Below are 17,429 nucleotides of genomic sequence, written 5' to 3'. Positions count from 1 at the left end.
GCGTCTCGACGCGGCATAACCCGTCGCGCAGCTGCACGTGCGCGTCGCGACCGATTGGCCGCGCAATATCTCAATCAGATGGAAAACATCTACGATCCTGCGCAGCGCGCGTTATGGAATAGCGGCGACCGCTTGTTTCATCGGCAACTGGCGGTGATGACGGGCGATGCGCTGATGGTCAAGATCGCAGACGAGCTCGCCAGTTCGATGGATCAACCTAATCGGTTCGCTATCCTTCGTATATCCGAGGACGCATCGAGTGGCCGCTGTCGAGCAAGCACGCCTGCCGTCTTCCCCGCAAGCAGGAGAACTCTATTTGTACTGCATGTACCGCAGATGCGAAAAAATCGTGGATTTCCGCGGATGGCCCAAAGGAACGCGTCTAGGCCGAGTCTTTAACCCTCCATCACATAATCGCAAGCGCCACACAAAATCCTTTCGGAGCTTCATGAAGAGTCCGGGTCGATCCTTGCCAACGCCTCGAAGCCGCGATGTCACTGACACATTAGCCCTCTCCAATGACGGGGAGCCGACACTCACTTTGGCCGATGGACCATGCGCTTAAGTGCAGCCACTTGTCGAAAAAACTCGTACCGCGATTGGGCCGGGCTGCCGAGCAGGACGGCCGCTGCGGGCACATCCGAGATAACCCCGGCCTGAGCGCCGATCTGTGCGCCACATCCGATGCGCAGATGACCGGCCATAGCTGCCTGGCCGCCCACCTGGACAAAGTCCTCCAGCACCGTTGACCCGGAGATGCCGACCTGGGCGACAATGACGCAGCAGCGGCCAAGACGTACGTTGTGGCCGATCTGGACAAGATTGTCGATCCGTGTCCCGGCCCCAATCACAGTGTCCTGGATCGAACCCCGGTCAATCGTAGAATTTGCCCCGACCTCGACGTCGTTCTCGATGATGACCCGCCCAAGGTGCGGGATAGTCAGGAAACCAGCCTTCGTTCTTGCGAATCCGAAGCCCTCCTGTCCGATACGGACTCCAGGAAGCAGACAGACACGCGCTCCGAGCGACGCGTGGCTGATGGTGACGTGGGCGCCGACCGGCAGTCCTCGCCGATCACGACCCCGCTACCGATGCTCACATACGATCCGATCCTGCACCTCGGTCCAATCTGCACCCCGCCCTCAATACAGGCAAAGGCGCCAATCTCCGCCGTCGGATCGACGACAACACCGGGCGCCACGAACGCCGTCGGGTGGATCCCGGGGCTAGTTGGAGCCACTGGATGGAACAGTGCGGAGACTCGCGCCCAGCCCTCGTAGGTCGCCGTCGTGATGATCGGACTCGCCGAGGGCGGCACGCGGCCCACCATGTCAGGATGTACGATTACAGCACCCGCACCTGTCTTCTCCAGCAACGAGGCGTATCGACTGTTGTCCAGGAAGCTGACTTCGGCCGGCCCGGCGTGCTGAAGCGGCGCAACCCCGGTCAGCATGCGATCGGACGCCTCCGCGGTGCCATTGGCTGCGACAGCGACTTCAGCGAGATTGTAAGGCCCACTCCGAGCATAGAAACGCGCGTCGACGATGAACTTATTGTTCATTAAATGCTGCCTTGGTTTTTGACGGATTCTTTACGCTATATTCAGCGTGGCAGAGCCTTGTAGGGTTTTGTCACGATAACCGAAAGCGACCAAGTAAAATCATTACGAAAAATACGGATTATTACGGGTTGTTATGATTCTCCGAAATCGACACTTAATGGATCCGTCGCAGCAAGGTGATCGGGTCGTGTCGATATGCTGAGGATAGCTTGATAATTAATGAGCAAAACTGGTGGACGGCAGATGGCCTGGCTTTTTCAGTGTGTTCTCCGCCCTTTGGCTGGTTAGATCCGAGCGGCAGCGCTCCCTCTGGAGCTGTCAGTTCGCGGACATCCGCCGACAAGCTGATCGACGGGTCGAATCCTGATTCAACGCGCTCGTCAAGCTCGGCGAAATACCGCTCGAAGCACCACCGCACGTTATTACTTTCTAGAACCTTTCAAACCTTCTGATGGTCAGCCGGCCGTCTGCCTTCTTTGCGTATTACTGTTCCTTGGGACCGCCGTCTGGCGGCAGATCCCCCGTCCAGCCGCCTGTCGGTACAGGCTACGCGCCCGAGAACGCAAAACAAAACCATTTCAGGGATCGACATTATTGCATTCGTGTAACTCAAGCCTCGCGCGAGCCGGGTACATTGACGCCATTCTTTACTCAATCCGCGTCCCTCCTCTGCTACTGAGGTCAATATGAACAACAGACGGCTATTGCGCCGTTCGCGCGGCCAGCGTGGCTTACAACGTAATAAAACATTGTCAAAGGCTTGATCCATGGTTACAACGCGAGGGAACCGTGGCACTTTTCCACAGTCCCGGCTGGGGATCACTCCCCGCCCAATCATCAACGACAGCATCTGTTTTCGGAGATATCTATGAGCGAAGCCGTGTCCAAGCAGCCAAAGCGCTCCCGACGCGGGCTCATCCTGTTTGGGGTAATCGTGCTGGCGCTGATCGCGCTTGTCGTTGTCCACCTGTTGACCCAGAAGAAGCCCGCGCGCGACGCAGCACCGATCGTCGTGACGGTTGCTAGCGTAACGCTCGGCTCGATGCCGGTCACCTTGAACGAACTTGGCACCGTCACCCCTACCGCCACCGTGACCGTGCTGCCGCAACTGAGCGGCTACCTGACTGCCGTCGGTTATCACGAAGGCCAGGAAGTGCAGAAAGGCCAGTTCCTGGCCCAGATCGATCCGCGCCAGTATGAGATCAACAAGCAGCAGGCCGAGGCGACGCTCGCCAAAGACAGGGCCTCGCTCGCCCAGGCGCGTGCCGACCTGGTCCGCTACACGCAGTTGAACGAGCGCAAGTCGATCGCCGAGCAAACCTACGCGGACCAGCAGTTCCTCGTCCAGCAGGACGAGGCCGCGGTCAAGCTGGATCTGGCCACCATCGCTCAAGACGACCTCAATCTGACCTATTGCCGCATCACCGCGCCGGTCGCCGGAAAGGTCGGCCTGCGTCTCGTCGACCCGGGCAACTACGTCACGGCGTCGTCGTCGACGGGCATCGTTGTCATCACCACGATCAAGCCGACCACGGTGCAGTTCACAGTGCCGCAAGACTCGCTGGCCACCGTCGTGCAGCGCCTGAATGCGGGCGCTACGTTACCGGTCACCGCCTATACCAGCGACAACGCGCGCGAGATTGCCACCGGTACGCTGTACGCCGTCAGCAACCAGATGGCTACGGCGACGGGCACGGTCACCTTACGCGCAACTTTCACCAACGACGACGAAGCGCTCTTCCCGAACGAGTTCGTCAATGTCAAGCTGCTGGTCGATACGATGCAGAATGCCGTGCTGGTGCCCACGCCCGCTGTGCAAACCGGGGCGCCCGGCGACTACGTGTATCTCGTCAACGCGGACAATTCCGTTTCCGTGCATAAGGTCAAGCTCGGCCCGAGCGACGGCAAGAACACGGTCATCCTGTCCGGCCTCTCGGCGGGCAACGTGGTGGTCACGGACGGCACGGACCGCCTGAACGACGGCGCCAAGATCCGGGCGGCCAATGCGAAACCCGCCGCGGCTGACGCCGCTGCCTCGGATTCCGCAGCTGCCTCCGGCCGGCACAAACGGGCCCACGGTGCCTCGGAGCCCGCTGCGGCGCCCGAAGCCGCGTCGGCCAATGCTGCTTCGTAGAAGCGGACCCACGCGCCGATGAATATTTCCCGTCTGTTTATTCTTAGACCGGTAGCCACGATGCTGCTGATGATCGCCCTCGTGCTGGTGGGCCTCGTCGCCATGCGCGTGCTGCCGGTCTCCTCGCTGCCCAACGTCGACTATCCAACCATCCAGGTGCAGACCTTCTATCCGGGCGCGAGCCCGGACGTGATGGCCACCACGGTGACCGCGCCGCTCGAAGTGCAACTGGGCGAGATCCCCGGCCTGCAGCAGATGACGTCGTATAGCTCGGATGGCGCGTCGGTCATCACGCTGCAGTTCGACCTGTCGCTGAACCTCGATGTCGCCGAGCAGAACGTCCAGCAGGCCATCAACGCGGCCAACAGCTACCTGCCCTCCGGCCTGCCGGCGCCGCCGACCTATGCGAAAGTGAACCCGGCCGACCAGCCGATCCTGACGCTCGCGGTCACGTCGAAGTCGATGTCGTTGACCCAGCTTGAGGACATCGCCAACAACCGCCTCGGCACCAAGATTTCCGAAGTGTCGGGCGTGGGCGTGGTCACGACGAGCGGCGGCAACGTGCCGGCCATTCGTGTAGAAGCGGATCCGCACAAACTGGCCGCCTACGGCCTGAACATCGACGACTTGCGCACGCTGCTCAGCTACGTCAACGTGAGCCAGCCGAAGGGTAATTTCGACGGCCCGGACCTCGACTACACGATCAACGGCAACGACCAGATCACCGATCCGAAGGACTACCTGGACACCGTGGTCGCCTATCAGAACGGTGCGCCGGTGTTCATGCGCGACGTTGCGCGCGTGAGCCAGGCCGCGCAGGACGTCGAGCGCGGCGCCTGGTACAACGGCTCGCCCGCCATCGTGCTCAACGTGCAGCGCCAGCCGGGCGCGAACGTGATCGCCACGGTCAACCAGATCATGAAGCAGTTGCCGCAGCTCGAATCCACGCTGCCGGCCGGCATGAAGGTCACGGTGGTGTCGGACAGCACGGGCGTGATCCGCTCGTCGGTGTCCGACGCGGCGCTCGAACTGATACTGGCGATCGTGCTGGTGGTGGCGGTGATCTTCGTGTTCCTGCGCAACGTGCCGGCCACGCTGATCCCGAGCATCTCGGTGCCGGTCTCGCTGATCGGCACGCTGGCGGTGATGTACCAGCTGAACTATTCGATCGACAACCTCTCGCTGATGGCGCTGATTATTGCCACCGGTTTCGTGGTCGACGACTCGATCGTGATGATCGAGAACATCGTGCGCTATCTGGAGGAAGGCAAGACGCCGCTCGAGGCCGCGCTGGAAGGCGCCGGGCAGATTGGCTTCACGATTCTCTCGCTGACCATCTCGCTGATCGCCGTATTGATTCCGTTGCTCTTCATGGGCGGTGTGATCGGGCGTCTCTTCAGCGAATTCGCGGTGACGCTCGCGGTCACCATCGTGATCTCGGCGGTGGTCTCGCTGACCGTGGTGCCGATGCTCTGCGCGCGCATGTTGCGCGCGCAGGCCGAACGGCATCCAAGCCGCTTCGAGCGCATCAGCGAAGGCCTCTTCAACAAGACGCTCGCCGCTTATGAACGCGGCCTGCGCTGGGTGCTGGACCATCAGTTGCTCACGCTCGCGGTGGCGGTCGGTACCGTCGTGCTGACCGGCATCCTGTACGTGGTGATCCCGAAAGGCCTCTTTCCGGTGCAGGACGTCGGTGTGATCGAGGGCATCAGCGTGGCCGACAACTCGGTGTCCTACAAGGCGATGGTGACCCGCCAGAGCGCCCTCGCCGATGCGATCCTGAAAGACCCTGACGTCACCTCGCTCACCTCCTACGTGGGCATCGACGGCACCAATTCCACGCTGAACAACGGCCGCTTCCTGATCAACCTGCGTGACCGGGACAAGCGTTCCGACACGGCGCAAGAGATCGCGCGGCGCCTGCAGCAGGAAGTCGCTAATGTGCCCGGCGTGAGGCTCTACATGCAGCCTGAGCAGGATCTGACGCTCGACACCACGGTCTCGCCGAACCAGTACAGCTTCGTGCTGCGCGGACCGAGCCAGCAGGCGTTTCAGAAGTACGTGCCGGAACTGGTGTCGCGCATGAAGCAGATTCCGTCGCTCGCCGACGTGCAAAGCGACATGAATACCGAGGGCTTAAGCGTGAACGTCGAAGTCAACCGGCAACTGGCCGCGCGCTTCGGCATCACGCCGGCGACCATCGACAACGCCCTGTACGACGCACTCGGCCAGCGGATCGTCTCGACCATCTTCGAGCAGTCGAACCAGTACCGGGTGATCCTCGTCGCCAAGCCGGAAGCACTGCCGGACGTGCAATCGATCGGCAACCTGTATCTGCCGAGCCAGACCGGCAGCACCGGCCAGGTGCCGCTGTCCGCCATCGCCAAGATCCAGATCACGAAGTCGCCGCTGGTGATCAGCCATCTGGCGCAGTTCCCGTCCGTCACGATCTCGTTCAACCTCGCGAAGGGTGCGTCGTTGAGCACGGCGGTGAAGGACATCCATGCAGCGGAACAGTCGGTGAGCCTGCCGCCGTCGATCACCTCGTCGCTGCAAGGCGCGGCCCAGGCGTTCGAGGATTCTCTGTCGAGCGAGGTGTACCTGCTGATCGCGGCGCTGGTCGCGGTGTATATCGTGCTCGGCGTGCTGTATGAGAGCTTCATCCATCCGGTGACGATTCTCTCCACGCTGCCCTCGGCGGGCATCGGCGCCCTGCTCGCGCTGATGATCGCCGGCAGCGATCTGGATGTGATCGGCATCATCGGCATCGTGCTGCTGATCGGCATCGTCAAGAAGAACGCCATCATGATGGTGGACTTCGCGCTGGATGCCGAGCGCAATCACGGCAAGGCGCCGCGCGAGGCGATCTTCGAGGCGTCGCTGCTGCGCTTCCGCCCGATCCTCATGACAACGCTCGCCGCCATGCTCGGCGCCCTGCCGATGCTGCTCGGCAGCGGCACAGGTTCGGAACTGCGCCGGCCGCTGGGTCTCGCGATCATCGGCGGCCTGACGCTGAGCCAGATGCTGACGCTCTTCACCACGCCGGTGATCTACCTGTTCTTCGACAGGATGGCCGAGCGCGTGAACCGTAGGCGACGCCGCAATTCGGAGGGCACGACGGAGGACACGCCTTGAACATCTCGGCGTTATTCATCCGGCGCCCGGTCGCGACCACGCTTCTGGCGATCGCGATCCTGATCTCCGGGGCGCTCGCCTATTTCCGGCTGCCGGTCGCGCCGTTGCCGAACATCGCCTTTCCGGTGATCGTGGTGCAGGCGAACATGGCGGGCGCAAGCCCGGACATCATGGCCTCCACGGTGGCCGAGCCGCTCGAGCGGCGCCTGGCGACCATTGCCGACGTGAGCGAGCTCACGTCGATCAGCTATGTCGGCTCGTCGATGATCGTGGTCGTGTTCGGCCTGAACCGCGACATCAACGGCGCCGCCCGCGACGTCGAAGCGGCGATCCAGGCGGCCCGCGCCGACTTGCCGACCACGCTGCGCAGCAATCCGACCTATCGCCAGTACAACCCGGCGGATGCCCCCATCATGGTGCTCTCGCTGACGTCGGACACCCTCACCAAGGCGCAGCTCTACGATTCCGCGGATTCGGTGATCCAGCAGCAGCTCTCGCAGGTCAAGGGTGTGGGCCAGATCACGCTCGGCGGCGGCGCGTTGCCCTCCGTGCGGGTCGAGTTGCAGCCGGGTAAGCTGAACAGCTACGGGATCGGCCTCGAGGACGTGCGCGCGGCGATCAGTGCGGCGAACGCCGACAGCGCCAAGGGCCACCTGGATGAAGGCAGCCAGCGCTACGTGGTCACGTCCAACGACCAGATCACCAAGGCCGCGCCCTACCGCGACCTGGTAGTCGCCTATCGCAACGGCGCGGCGGTACAGTTGCGCGATGTCGCCGAGGTCAAGGACTCGAACGAAAATATTCGTAACGCCGGACTCTTCAACGGCAAGTCGGCCATCCTGGTGATCGTGTATCCGATGCCCGGCAGCAATGTCGTGAATACGGTTGCGCAGATCCGCCAAGTGTTGCCCTCGATCGAAGCAACGCTGCCCAGCAGCGTGCACGTGGGCGTCGCGATCGACCGGTCGGAGTCGGTCCGCTCGTCAGTGGGCGACACCGAACGCACGCTGTTCATCGCCGTGCTGCTGGTCGTGGGCGTGGTGTTCATCTTCCTGCAGTCGCCGCGCGCCACGCTGGTGCCGGCGGTCGCGTTGCCGCTGTCGATCGTGGGCACCTTCGGGCCGATGTACCTGCTCGGCTACAGCATCGACAATCTCTCGCTGATGGCGCTCACCATCGGCACCGGCTTCGTGGTCGACGACGCGGTGGTGGTGCTGGAGAATATCGTGCGCCACATGGAGTTGGGGCTCAGTCCCAAGGAAGCCGCGTTGAAAGGCAGCGGCGAAGTGGGCTTCACGGTGATCTCGATGAGCCTGTCGCTGATTGCCGTGTTCCTGCCGATCATGCTGATGCCGGGCATCGTCGGCCTGCTGTTCCACGAGTTCGCGGTCACGCTGTCCATCGCCATCCTGATTTCGCTCGTCATCTCGCTCACGGTCACGCCGGCGATGTGCGCGTACGCGCTGAGCCGCAACAACGCCGGGCATTCGAAAGCCCGCTGGGCGCTGTGGGTCGAGGCACAGTTCGACCGTTTCAAGGGCGCCTACGCACGCTCGCTGACAGCCGTGCTGGACCATTCGCTGCTGGTCATTCTGCTGTTGATCGGTCTGCTCGTGGCCAACGTGTTCCTGTTCAAGCTGGTGCCGGCCACCTTCTTCCCCGAGCAGGACACCGGCATCCTGATCGGACAGATCATCGCCGACCAGAGCATCTCCTTCCCGGCGATGCAAAAGAAGCTCGCCCAGTTGCAGGAGATCGTGCAGAAGGACCCGGCGGTCGCCTCGGTGGCCGGCTTTACCGGCGGCCGCGCGCTCAATACTGCGAACGTGTTCATCGAACTGAAACCGCTGGCTGAACGCCATCTCACGGCGACCGAGGTGGTGAACCGCCTGCGGCCCAGGCTCAACCAGGTCTCGGGCGCGCGGCTCTTTATCCAGGCGCAGCAGGATCTGCGGATCGGCGGACGGCAGTCGGCCGCCGAGTATCAGTACACGCTGACCAGCGACGATTCCGCCGCGCTGTTCAAGTGGACGCCGCTACTCGTCGCCGCGCTCGGCAAAGAACACGCGCAGTTGCTCGACGTGAACTCGGACCTGCAGCAAAACGGTCTGCAGACCTACGTCAAGATCAACCGGGCGACGGCGGCACGGTACGGCTTCGCGCCCAACCAGGTCGACAACGTGCTGTATGACGCGTTCGGCCAGCGTACGGTGTCGACCATCTACAACCCGCTCAACCAGTATTTCGTGGTGATGGAGGTGGCGCCGGAGTACTGGCAGTATCCGCAGACGCTCAGCCAGATTTACCTGAGCAAGGCGGCGGGCAATGCCACCGGTACGGCGGCCACGCAAATGCCGAGCGGCACGGTGTCCGGCGTGACGGCGACGACTGTGACGAGCACGACCAGCAGTTCGTCCAGCACGAACTCGCTCAACTCGAACGCGCAAGCCAACGCGACCACCAACAGCATCTCCAACAGCAAGGGCAGCAGTTCGACAGGCAGCGCGGACAGCACGTCAGCGGAGACCATGGTGCCGCTGGCGGCGCTGGTTTCGTTCGCGAACAGCCATACGTCGACGCAGGTGAACCATCAGAGCGGCCTCGTCGCCGCGACGATTTCGTTCAACCTGCCGGCCGGCGGTTCGTTGAGCAAGGCGGCCGTGGCGATCGACAACACGGTCCGCGAGATCGGCATGCCGGCCAGCATCCACGGTGCGTTTGCGGGTGCGGCGGCGGCCTACTCGCAGTCCATGGGTACGGTGCCGCTGCTGATTCTCGCCGCGCTCGGCGTGGTGTATATCGTGCTCGGCGTGCTGTACGAAAGCTCGATCCACCCGCTGACCATCCTGTCGACGTTGCCGTCGGCCGGTATCGGCGCCACGCTGGCGTTGCTGATTTTCGGCACGCCGTTCTCGGTGATCGCGATGATCGGCATCATTCTGCTGATCGGTATCGTCAAGAAGAACGGCATCATGATGGTCGATGTCGCGATCCAGTTGCAGCGCAACGAAGGGATGCCGGCGCGGCAAGCGATTCACGCCGCCGCCGTGGTGCGTCTGCGGCCGATCATGATGACCACGTTCGCGGCCGTGCTCGGGGCGGTGCCGCTTGCCATCGCCATTGGCCAGGGCGCATCGCTGCGTCAGCCGCTCGGTATCACCGTGATGGGCGGCCTGATCCTGAGCCAGGTCTTTACGCTGTACACGACACCGGTGATCTACCTCTACCTCGACCGCTTGCGTTCCAAGCTGGTCAGGTGGTCCGCAGGCCTGCCGTGGAATCGGGACTCGGAGCAACCCGGACAACCGGATACGAAGGCATGAAGATGACGATTTTCTGTAAACACGTTGGGCCGCTAAGTCACTTTAGCCACCTTGGCCCCCTTCGACCCTTGGCCGTCGCGACGCTGGCCCTGCTGGTCAGCGGCTGCATGGTCGGCCCGGACTACCACCGGCCGCAAGTCAACGTGCCCGCCACCTACGCGGAGCTGCCGGGCTGGACGCAAGCCGAGCCGGCCGCAGCCGGACCGAAGGGCCAATGGTGGACCGCCTTTAACGATCCGCTGATCGACCAGCTAGAACCACTGGTGTCGGTGTCCAACCAGACCGTGCGCCAGGACTACGCGAACTATCAGGAAGCGCTGGCTGAAGTGCGGGTTGCACGCTCCAGCCTGTTCCCGACGATCGGCGTAACCGGCTCGTCCACCAAGTCGCGTAGCGCGAGCGGCAACGCGGCCAAGGTTATCAACTCGGGTTCGCTCGAAGGCGACGTCAGTTGGGCGCCGGACCTGTGGGGCCAGGTGCGCCGCACGATCGAAGAAAACGCCGCGACTGCGCAAGCGAGCGAAGCGACGCTCGCCAATGCGACGCTCTCCGAGCAGGTGGCGCTCGCCACGGCCATCATCGACCTGCGCACCAGCGACGCCAATATCGACCTGCTGCAGAAGACGGTCCAGGCGTATCAGCACTTTCTCGACGTGATTGCCGACCAGGACAAGGCGGGCACCATCGCGCCGTCCGACCTGATCACCGCACGCACCCAGCTCGAATCGGCGCAATCCAGCCTGATCGCGCTCGGCGTAGCGCGCGCTCAAGACGCGCATGCGATTGCCGTGCTGGTAGGCAAGAATCCGGAAGAGCTTTCGATCCCGCACAGCACCGCGATGCCGACCCTGCCCACAGTGCCGGTCGGCGTGCCGTCGACGCTGCTCGAGCGTCGCCCCGACATCGCCGCCGCCGAGCGCCAGATGGCCGCGCAGAACGCGGCGATCGGCGTGACCGTGTCGGCCTATTACCCGACGGTTTCCCTCTCGGCGCTGAGCGGCTTCACGCAGTCGCCGTTGTCCGGGCTGCTGCACGTGAGCAACTACGTCTGGTCACTCGGCGGCAGCGCCACCGAAACGATCTTTGACGGCGGCTTGCGCAATGCGGACGTGGACGCGGCGAAGGCGGCTTACGACGCGACCGTCGCCAATTACCGCGGCACGGTGCTGACTGCCTTCCAGGACGTGGAGAACGACCTGTCCGGCTTGCGGATCCTGGCCGAACAGTCGGTCGTGCTGGAGTCGCTCGTGCGCGACGCGAACCGGGGCGCCGAGATTGCCTTCAACGAGTATCAGGCCGGCACGGTGGACTACACCACCGTGGCCACCGCCCAGGCCACCCAGTTGAGCAGTCAGCAGACCGCGCTGAATGTGCAGCAGGAGCGCCTGCTGGATGCGGCGTCGCTGTTCGGCGACCTGGGTGGCGGCTGGGCCGCCACCGACCTGCATGATCCGCGGCATCCGCAGCCTTCGGTCATGCAACAGGCGGCGCCCGCGCAAACAGGCGACACCTCCACGCACAACGCTGCAGCCAAGATGCAATGATCTCGCGTTCCTGACGGGCTGAGCGGAAGGACTCGAGTCAGCGGGACACGCGAGAGAAACCTATAGCTTCATGTCTTTTTACTTTCGTGTACTTTCGCTCGAGTGCCCGCAGGCGCTTTCTTCTTCAATTTGATCTGATTGTACTCAACAGCGGCCCGGACGAGATTTTTCAGAGCGCGAGCATCAATCTTGTCGCCCTCGAAAAAATCGATCGCTCGTCTTGCGTTGCCTTCGAGGCCCGCGTTGAACAGATTGTCAGGATCCGGGAGGCTCGCCCCGTAGGCAAAGGTAAGTTTCACCTTCCCTTTGTGAGCGTTGGCGACTGCAATCATTCCGTCGCGAGACCACACCGGGCTTCCCATCCACTTCCATTCCTCGAATATCTCCGGGTCGGCCTCAAGGATGCTCTTGCGGATGCTGGCAAACGTTTTGCCACGCCAGTCAGTGATTTCTGCGATCAGCTGGTCAATGCGTTCCGATGGATTCATTGGATCTCTATGCCTCGAATTTTGGAGCCGTTTCATCCGGCCACAATAAGTAATGGTGCGACTACATTATTAAATGAGATGCAAGCAGCAAGAGGCCGTAGACGGCCTGGCCGTTGTAGTCACTGGTATTCCCCGAAATGAAGACATCGTTTCAGTCGTGAGTATCGCCATTCGTGACTAGTGCAACGTACGCGTCTTTGGCCGCCTTCCGACTGCCTGCTATCGCCGCAACCGACCCATTTTAACGTTTGCGCACTCGCAGCAGATGATCGCAGCGCCACGTTTTGGCAGAAACGTTGTGCGCCCATCCCCAGCCTGAGTTTTCCGAGCGAGATCGATTTCCCTGCAGCCCCTGGGTTTTGCGCGGACCAACAAACCCTGAGTAGAGCGAACATCATTAAAGAGTTCCGAAGAAGGGTCGTTATCTGATCTACAGACCATGAAAATTGGCGAACCGCTTGCGTGTCCGGCAAATACAAACGGGGCCAAGCGAAAACTCTTCGGGGGCTACATTGAACCAGGAAAACTCATCAAGATTGCGGGCATTCGCCCCGGGTGAGGTCATCTACTCGGAAGGGTATATTGGAACCTCGGCCATCTATGTGATTGCAGAGGGCAAAGTCGAGATTTCGACAAAATGCGACGAAAGACGTGTCGTCCTCGCGACCCTTGGAAAGGGAGAGTGCTTCGGAGAATCGGCGTTGCTGCCGTCCGAGCCACGCGGGTCGACGGCGAAGGCGCTTAGCTTTTGCCGACTAAGCGTGATCGATGCAAAGGTCGTGGAAGAAGAACTGGAGCGCGTCTCGCCGCTCCTTCGCCACCTGATGCGCACTCTGATTCGCCGGAACAAGAGGAAGGACGAACTCCTGGCGACCTACACAAACGCTGACTTTCTGCCCGGCATAGTCTCCTATGCGCACTTACTTAGCTTGATGTCAGGAACTGAAAGTCGCGAAATGCAGGGCCGCCGGTCTCAATCGGATGAAGTTGCCATTCCTCTTGCGGAAGTGTGCAAGCGATGCCAGGCGGTAGCCGGCCATCCTCGCGTGCATGTCATGGCCATGCTCAAACGCATGGAGAAACTCAACCTCGTTGCGCTCGAGTTCGGTCGCGCGGAGTTTCTCGGCAATGGCCCGGCTCCTGTCGCTGACGACACCTCGGGTCGCCAGGTTGTCACCTTCGATCCTGTGCGGATTATCGAACGTGCTCAACGAGTCGGTGGTCATGATCTTGATATTTCGATCGCCAGCGAGCTGGAATTAATAGAACTGGCTGACCTCGAGGCCCTGATAGGAGTCGAGAGGCAGTTAATACTCGACAAGCTCTCTCGCGCGGAAATCGCCGAAGATATCTTCGCTTTCCGGCGAGCCAAAGTGCTGACGTACATTGAAAACAATGGCGTGGCTTATTTCTCCAAGAAAAAGCCGCGAGCTGCCAGCGAGCTCGAATCGCTGACGGACCTGGATCTCGTTGACGACCGGACGCTATTTGATGCTGTCAGCGCGTTCGATACCTACGATCTCGCGAAAATGCTCTCCTCGGCGACCGACCGCGCTGTATCCGAGCGGCTGCTTTCGGTCATGACAAAGGCCCGGCAGAGTGAAACGTCGTGGATCATGCGACGTGACCTCGTGATCAATCCGCTCGAGATACAGGACATCGAACAACGATTCATTCAACTGGTCAAGTCGATAAAAGCCGGGCCGGCAACCGACTCGTCAGCACAGCTTTCTGTTGGAACCTGACTGCCCGGTCCCCGGTTCTGTTAAGCAGATCGGGGATTAGAAAGAATAGTCGCAGCCGTCAAAAGATAAACGAGGAATCGTATGGACATCCTAACGCTGTGCGGAGCGCTTCTCGGCATTGTCGCGATTGTTCTCGGTTTTACTTTGGAAGGCGGCCGGTTCCTGACGCTCTTTCAGATAGAAGCCATGGTCATTGTCCTCGGCGGCACGATCGGCGCCGTGATGGTTCAGAACACGTGGGTAAAGTTCTCAGCAGGGGTCAGGCAACTGAGCATGGTGTTCACCAAGGCCAAGCCGGTAGATCGGGAAAACCTGACCATCTTGCTCGAATGGGGCCATAAAGCAAAAGTGGAAGGGATGCTCGCATTCGAAACCATAGATCCCGAAGGCATTAGTCCCTTTGCCAAGAGAGGACTCGAATTGATCGCCAACGGCGTGCCGACTGCCGTGATCGAGGATGCGTTGCAAAGGGAGCTGGACGCGTACGAGCGCAACCAGATGGCGGCCGCCCGGATATGGCTACAGGCCGGAGGTTATGCCCCGACTTTCGGCATCCTGGGCGCTGTGCTGGGTTTGGTTCAGGTAACAGGCCATCTCCTGGAGCCTGCTCAGCTTGGCCAGGGCGTCTCGGTTGCTTTCATCACGACGCTTTACGGACTGGCGCTCGCCAACATGCTGTTGCTGCCTATCTACGGGAAAATCAAGGCAAGAATAGATAGCGAATTGCGATTTAAAAAATTGTACTTCGATGGCTTTCTCGCCATCTCCCGCAAAGAGTCTCCCCAGTTGATCGAAGCCCGTCTCGTGGCGGACATTGCCTAGAGACGGAATGTGATGAGCAGGCAATTTAACGCGCCAATTTTCGTCTAAAGATCATGTCCTCGGCATCTACTAAACCCAATCGCAAGTTCGACGATGACGCCGAGGTACTCTCCGAGCGTTGGCTGATTTCGTACTCGGATCTCGTGACCACCTTGATGGTGCTCTTCATCGCGCTGTACGCGATGCAACTGGCCAAACATCGAGAGCTTGAAACGAAAAATCTCGCAGTAGCACCGGTAGAGAAAAACCTGGGCGATGCACATACTCATGTGCCCCGGACGGTGGCGCTTGAACAACTCCGGGCGTCCAGGAAAGAGCTGATCTCTTCATTAAAAGTCCTGCGCGACAAGCAAGAAATTCTTGTGCGCGAGAGCGCGCGCGGTGTCGAGATCGAAATCAACGCGAAGATACTCTTCCGCTCGGGTGAGGCACATCTGATGCAGGATTCAGATGCTGTGCTGGACCAGGTGGCCACTGCGCTCAAGGAGCATTCGGCACAACAGATCCTGGTTGAAGGACACACTGATTCCGTGCCGATCTCGACGACAAAATACGAGTCGAACTGGGAGCTTTCGTCTGCACGGGCCGGCTCGCTCGTACGGTTCCTGGTCGATCGAGGTATCGAGCCACACAGACTCGCGGCAATTGGCCGCGCGGACAATATTCCCGCTGTTATGGGAGATGACCCACTTGCCCGCGCAGCCAATCGTCGGGTCGTGATCGTCGTGCAATACGATTTATCGAATCCCCCTCAGTAAATTCGTGTGGAATCGTGTGGAATACTCGGAGCCCGGCGATCACCCTTTCATCCCGGCTTCGACTCTTCCAATCAGTCGCTCAACCCAGCTACGGAGTAGCCTGTTCGACGGCACCAGCGGCACCGAATACGCCATGACCCGGTACACGTTGCTACGCGGTATCTTTGAGACTTTATCCGGGTCCAGCCAATCGTCGTTGTTCACAAGAAGCAGTAGCGTCTCCAGCCCGATGAGGATCGGCCATAAACAGGCCAGCCGCAGTCGAACGGAGAACGCGGGAATAGCGAGCGTGTAATCGAGGGCCTCACGGAAGTGATCGAGGGTCCCGCGGACAAGTTCGAACATGAGCGGCCGGGCGCGACGGGAAGCATCCGGTAACAACAGGTCTTGCGGACTCAAGCCGGATCGATCAAGCATCGTGGCAGGAAGGTAGCAGCGCCCTATGCGCAAATCTTTGCCACAGTCCCGCAAAACATTCGTCATCTGCAGCGCTTTTCCGAAACGAATGCCACGATTCAACATTGTCTCGGGACTGTCCTTCAGTGTTCCCGGCATGTGCGCGTAAGTCATCTTTGTCCAGAATTCCCCAACGCATCCAGCGACCATGTACGTGTATCGATCAAGTTCGTCCAATTCCTGAAGCGCGACAATCTGCCCGGAATATTCGTTGGGAAAAGTACGCAGGTCGAATTCCATGCCCTCGGTGAGCGTAGTGACAATCTCGCGTACGGCCTGCCGATCAGACTCGCTCAATTGGGACAACACCGTCAGCGCGGGCCCGAGCGACTCAAGCAGATGCTTTTCGTCGGACTGCGTCTGCCGACCCGCCACTTCCACCGCAATACGAGCCAGCGCTCCTTCGTCCGAGACGCCGTTGACCTGACTGCGAAGCGATAAAAGCAGCTCCAGCCGCTGCTCCGGCGGGATCAGCGAAGTATCCGCGATTGTGTCCGCCGCGCGTGCCAGGAGGTACCCGAGGCCGATAGGATCGCGCATTCCGGCGGGCAGTATGCGCAGAGTGAGGTAGAAGGAACGTGAAACGCCTTTCAGTAGCGGACCGAGAAGGAAGGCTCGAGCAGGATTACGCATGGATCGGATCGGGTCGTTGTTGGACAAATCGGGCGCCGCCGCATTGTATCCGGCAACGTGCTTCCGGTCTGCTGTGGGCGACCGCTCCTTTCCCTCCGACATCCAGAGGCCATGCGGATGATCGACGAAAACCCACGAACCCGCTGCAAGCCGTCCCATCGGGCCTGTGTTCTGCTCGCTCGGTGGGACGGCTGCGATTTTGCTTGCCGGTGTGCTACGGCTTGCGGGGCGAAACCACGCCGGCGCCGCCAGGGCTGGTTGCCGGCGAACTGAACACCCCATGAGTGGGTCCGTAGCTAGGACGCGCGTTGACGTTTGCTGGAGAACTATTGTTCTTCGCCACGCCGCCCGAAGGCGGCGCGTTCAGCGCTTGCGTTTCCAGCAGTTTTTTACTCCGGTCGTTCAGCCCGGCGTTGCCCGTTTCGATTAAGCAACAGCAACATATGAAGCCAAGGATAAGTTTCCGTTTGGTCATGAGCGCCTCCTCTTCAAGTACGCACGGCCACGGGAACTCCAACGTGTCGGTTGAACCGGCAACCCGGCGATTTAACGCTGCCCGCGGCTTGTCCATCGACGCGTGACCCGGAACGAGGCAAGCATGATCGACTGATCAACAACTCGTCCACGGAGTCACCGTCTATTCGATTATCGTGCACCTTTGTGAACTGCATAACAAGATGGTCCAGGGTTGAGTTCGGCTTATCGCCCCCGGTAGCGAAATCCCGATTCGATGTGTACCTTTGGCGCACCGCAAAATCGCATGGCGCTACACCCTGGAACAACACTTACCGCCTCAAACTGTCTCTGCAATTGATGGCTTTTTCTGCCCC

At 60.8% G+C, this 17,429-nt stretch carries 12 protein-coding genes and 1 pseudogene; 8 read left to right on the top strand and 5 right to left on the bottom strand.

Features of this window, described 5'->3' with window-relative positions; all coding sequences use genetic code 11:
- Positions 1-15 precede the first annotated feature (15 nt).
- Positions 16-399, top strand: a pseudogene (locus tag EOS_RS49445) (FCD domain-containing protein); the annotation flags it as partial.
- Between the two features lie 137 nt (positions 400-536).
- Here EOS_RS49445 and EOS_RS47815 read toward each other — a convergent pair.
- Together EOS_RS47815 and EOS_RS47810 are read right to left on the bottom strand one after the other, a co-directional pair.
- Positions 537-1,007 (bottom strand): UDP-3-O-(3-hydroxymyristoyl)glucosamine N-acyltransferase, encoded by a 471-nt coding sequence (locus tag EOS_RS47815; RefSeq protein WP_235443084.1) that lies wholly within the window; start codon positions 1,005-1,007, stop codon positions 537-539.
- On the bottom strand, positions 941-1,561 hold the full coding sequence (locus EOS_RS47810) for an LpxD N-terminal domain-containing protein (protein WP_200908743.1): 621 nt from the start codon (positions 1,559-1,561) through the stop codon (positions 941-943). Before EOS_RS47810 ends, EOS_RS47815 begins: the two co-directional genes overlap by 67 nt.
- Before the next feature lie 868 nt (positions 1,562-2,429).
- Here EOS_RS47810 and EOS_RS36770 point away from each other — a divergent pair.
- The 4 genes from EOS_RS36770 (at position 2,430) to EOS_RS36755 (ending at position 11,697) form a co-directional block, all read left to right on the top strand.
- Positions 2,430-3,695, top strand: a complete 1,266-nt coding sequence (locus EOS_RS36770; protein ID WP_047897137.1) for an efflux RND transporter periplasmic adaptor subunit — start codon at positions 2,430-2,432, stop codon at positions 3,693-3,695.
- Between the two features lie 18 nt (positions 3,696-3,713).
- Positions 3,714-6,830, top strand: a complete 3,117-nt coding sequence (locus tag EOS_RS36765; RefSeq protein WP_047897136.1) for an efflux RND transporter permease subunit — start codon at positions 3,714-3,716, stop codon at positions 6,828-6,830.
- Complete coding sequence (locus tag EOS_RS36760) at positions 6,827-10,153, top strand: efflux RND transporter permease subunit (RefSeq protein ID WP_047897135.1); 3,327 nt, start codon at positions 6,827-6,829, stop codon at positions 10,151-10,153. The genes EOS_RS36765 and EOS_RS36760 overlap by 4 nt, the downstream gene beginning before the upstream one ends.
- Positions 10,154-10,260: 107 nt before the next feature.
- On the top strand, positions 10,261-11,697 hold the full coding sequence (locus tag EOS_RS36755) for an efflux transporter outer membrane subunit (protein WP_235443083.1): 1,437 nt from the start codon (positions 10,261-10,263) through the stop codon (positions 11,695-11,697).
- A gap of 68 nt (positions 11,698-11,765) precedes the next feature.
- Here EOS_RS36755 and EOS_RS36750 read toward each other — a convergent pair whose 3' ends face one another.
- Positions 11,766-12,185, bottom strand: a complete 420-nt coding sequence (locus EOS_RS36750) for a DUF1801 domain-containing protein (RefSeq protein ID WP_047897133.1) — start codon at positions 12,183-12,185, stop codon at positions 11,766-11,768.
- A 512-nt stretch (positions 12,186-12,697) separates the two neighbouring features.
- Between EOS_RS36750 and EOS_RS36745 the strand changes: the two genes are divergently transcribed.
- From EOS_RS36745 to EOS_RS36735, 3 genes are all read left to right on the top strand, one after another.
- Positions 12,698-13,930, top strand: a complete 1,233-nt coding sequence (locus EOS_RS36745) for a Crp/Fnr family transcriptional regulator (RefSeq protein ID WP_047897159.1) — start codon at positions 12,698-12,700, stop codon at positions 13,928-13,930.
- Between the two features lie 81 nt (positions 13,931-14,011).
- On the top strand, positions 14,012-14,752 hold the full coding sequence (locus EOS_RS36740) for a motility protein A (protein ID WP_047897132.1): 741 nt from the start codon (positions 14,012-14,014) through the stop codon (positions 14,750-14,752).
- Between the two features lie 53 nt (positions 14,753-14,805).
- Entirely contained in the window at positions 14,806-15,510 is a 705-nt protein-coding gene (locus EOS_RS36735) for an OmpA family protein (protein ID WP_047897131.1), read from the top strand.
- 39 nt (positions 15,511-15,549) lie between these two features.
- Here the strand turns inward: EOS_RS36735 and EOS_RS36730 are convergent, their stop codons facing one another.
- Positions 15,550-16,599 carry a phytoene/squalene synthase family protein gene (locus tag EOS_RS36730; protein ID WP_047897158.1) on the bottom strand — a complete coding sequence of 350 codons (1,050 nt, stop codon included), beginning with the start codon at positions 16,597-16,599 and terminating at the stop codon, positions 15,550-15,552.
- A gap of 214 nt (positions 16,600-16,813) precedes the next feature.
- Positions 16,814-17,074 (bottom strand): hypothetical protein, encoded by a 261-nt coding sequence (locus EOS_RS36725; RefSeq protein ID WP_047897130.1) that lies wholly within the window; start codon positions 17,072-17,074, stop codon positions 16,814-16,816.
- Positions 17,075-17,429 lie beyond the last annotated feature (355 nt).

The sequence above is a fragment of the Caballeronia mineralivorans PML1(12) genome (assembly GCF_001028175.1).
GTDB classification, from domain to species: domain Bacteria; phylum Pseudomonadota; class Gammaproteobacteria; order Burkholderiales; family Burkholderiaceae; genus Caballeronia; species Caballeronia mineralivorans.
Note: the sequence above shows the minus strand (reverse complement) of the source record. Positions and strands in the feature narration are given on the sequence as shown.

Bases quoted from the DNA above. Each gene is read 5' to 3' on its own strand.
- EOS_RS36765 (WP_047897136.1), top strand. From the start codon at position 3,714: ATGAATATTTCCCGTCTGTTTATTCTTAGACCGGTAGCCACGATGCTG.
- EOS_RS36750 (WP_047897133.1), bottom strand. From the start codon at position 12,185: ATGAATCCATCGGAACGCATTGACCAGCTGATCGCAGAAATCACTGAC.
- EOS_RS36755 (WP_235443083.1), top strand. From the start codon at position 10,261: ATGGTCGGCCCGGACTACCACCGGCCGCAAGTCAACGTGCCCGCCACC.
- EOS_RS36730 (WP_047897158.1), bottom strand. From the start codon at position 16,599: ATGCGTAATCCTGCTCGAGCCTTCCTTCTCGGTCCGCTACTGAAAGGC.
- EOS_RS36740 (WP_047897132.1), top strand. From the start codon at position 14,012: ATGGACATCCTAACGCTGTGCGGAGCGCTTCTCGGCATTGTCGCGATT.
- EOS_RS47810 (WP_200908743.1), bottom strand. From the start codon at position 1,561: ATGAACAATAAGTTCATCGTCGACGCGCGTTTCTATGCTCGGAGTGGG.
- EOS_RS36770 (WP_047897137.1), top strand. From the start codon at position 2,430: ATGAGCGAAGCCGTGTCCAAGCAGCCAAAGCGCTCCCGACGCGGGCTC.
- EOS_RS36735 (WP_047897131.1), top strand. From the start codon at position 14,806: ATGTCCTCGGCATCTACTAAACCCAATCGCAAGTTCGACGATGACGCC.
- EOS_RS36725 (WP_047897130.1), bottom strand. From the start codon at position 17,074: ATGACCAAACGGAAACTTATCCTTGGCTTCATATGTTGCTGTTGCTTA.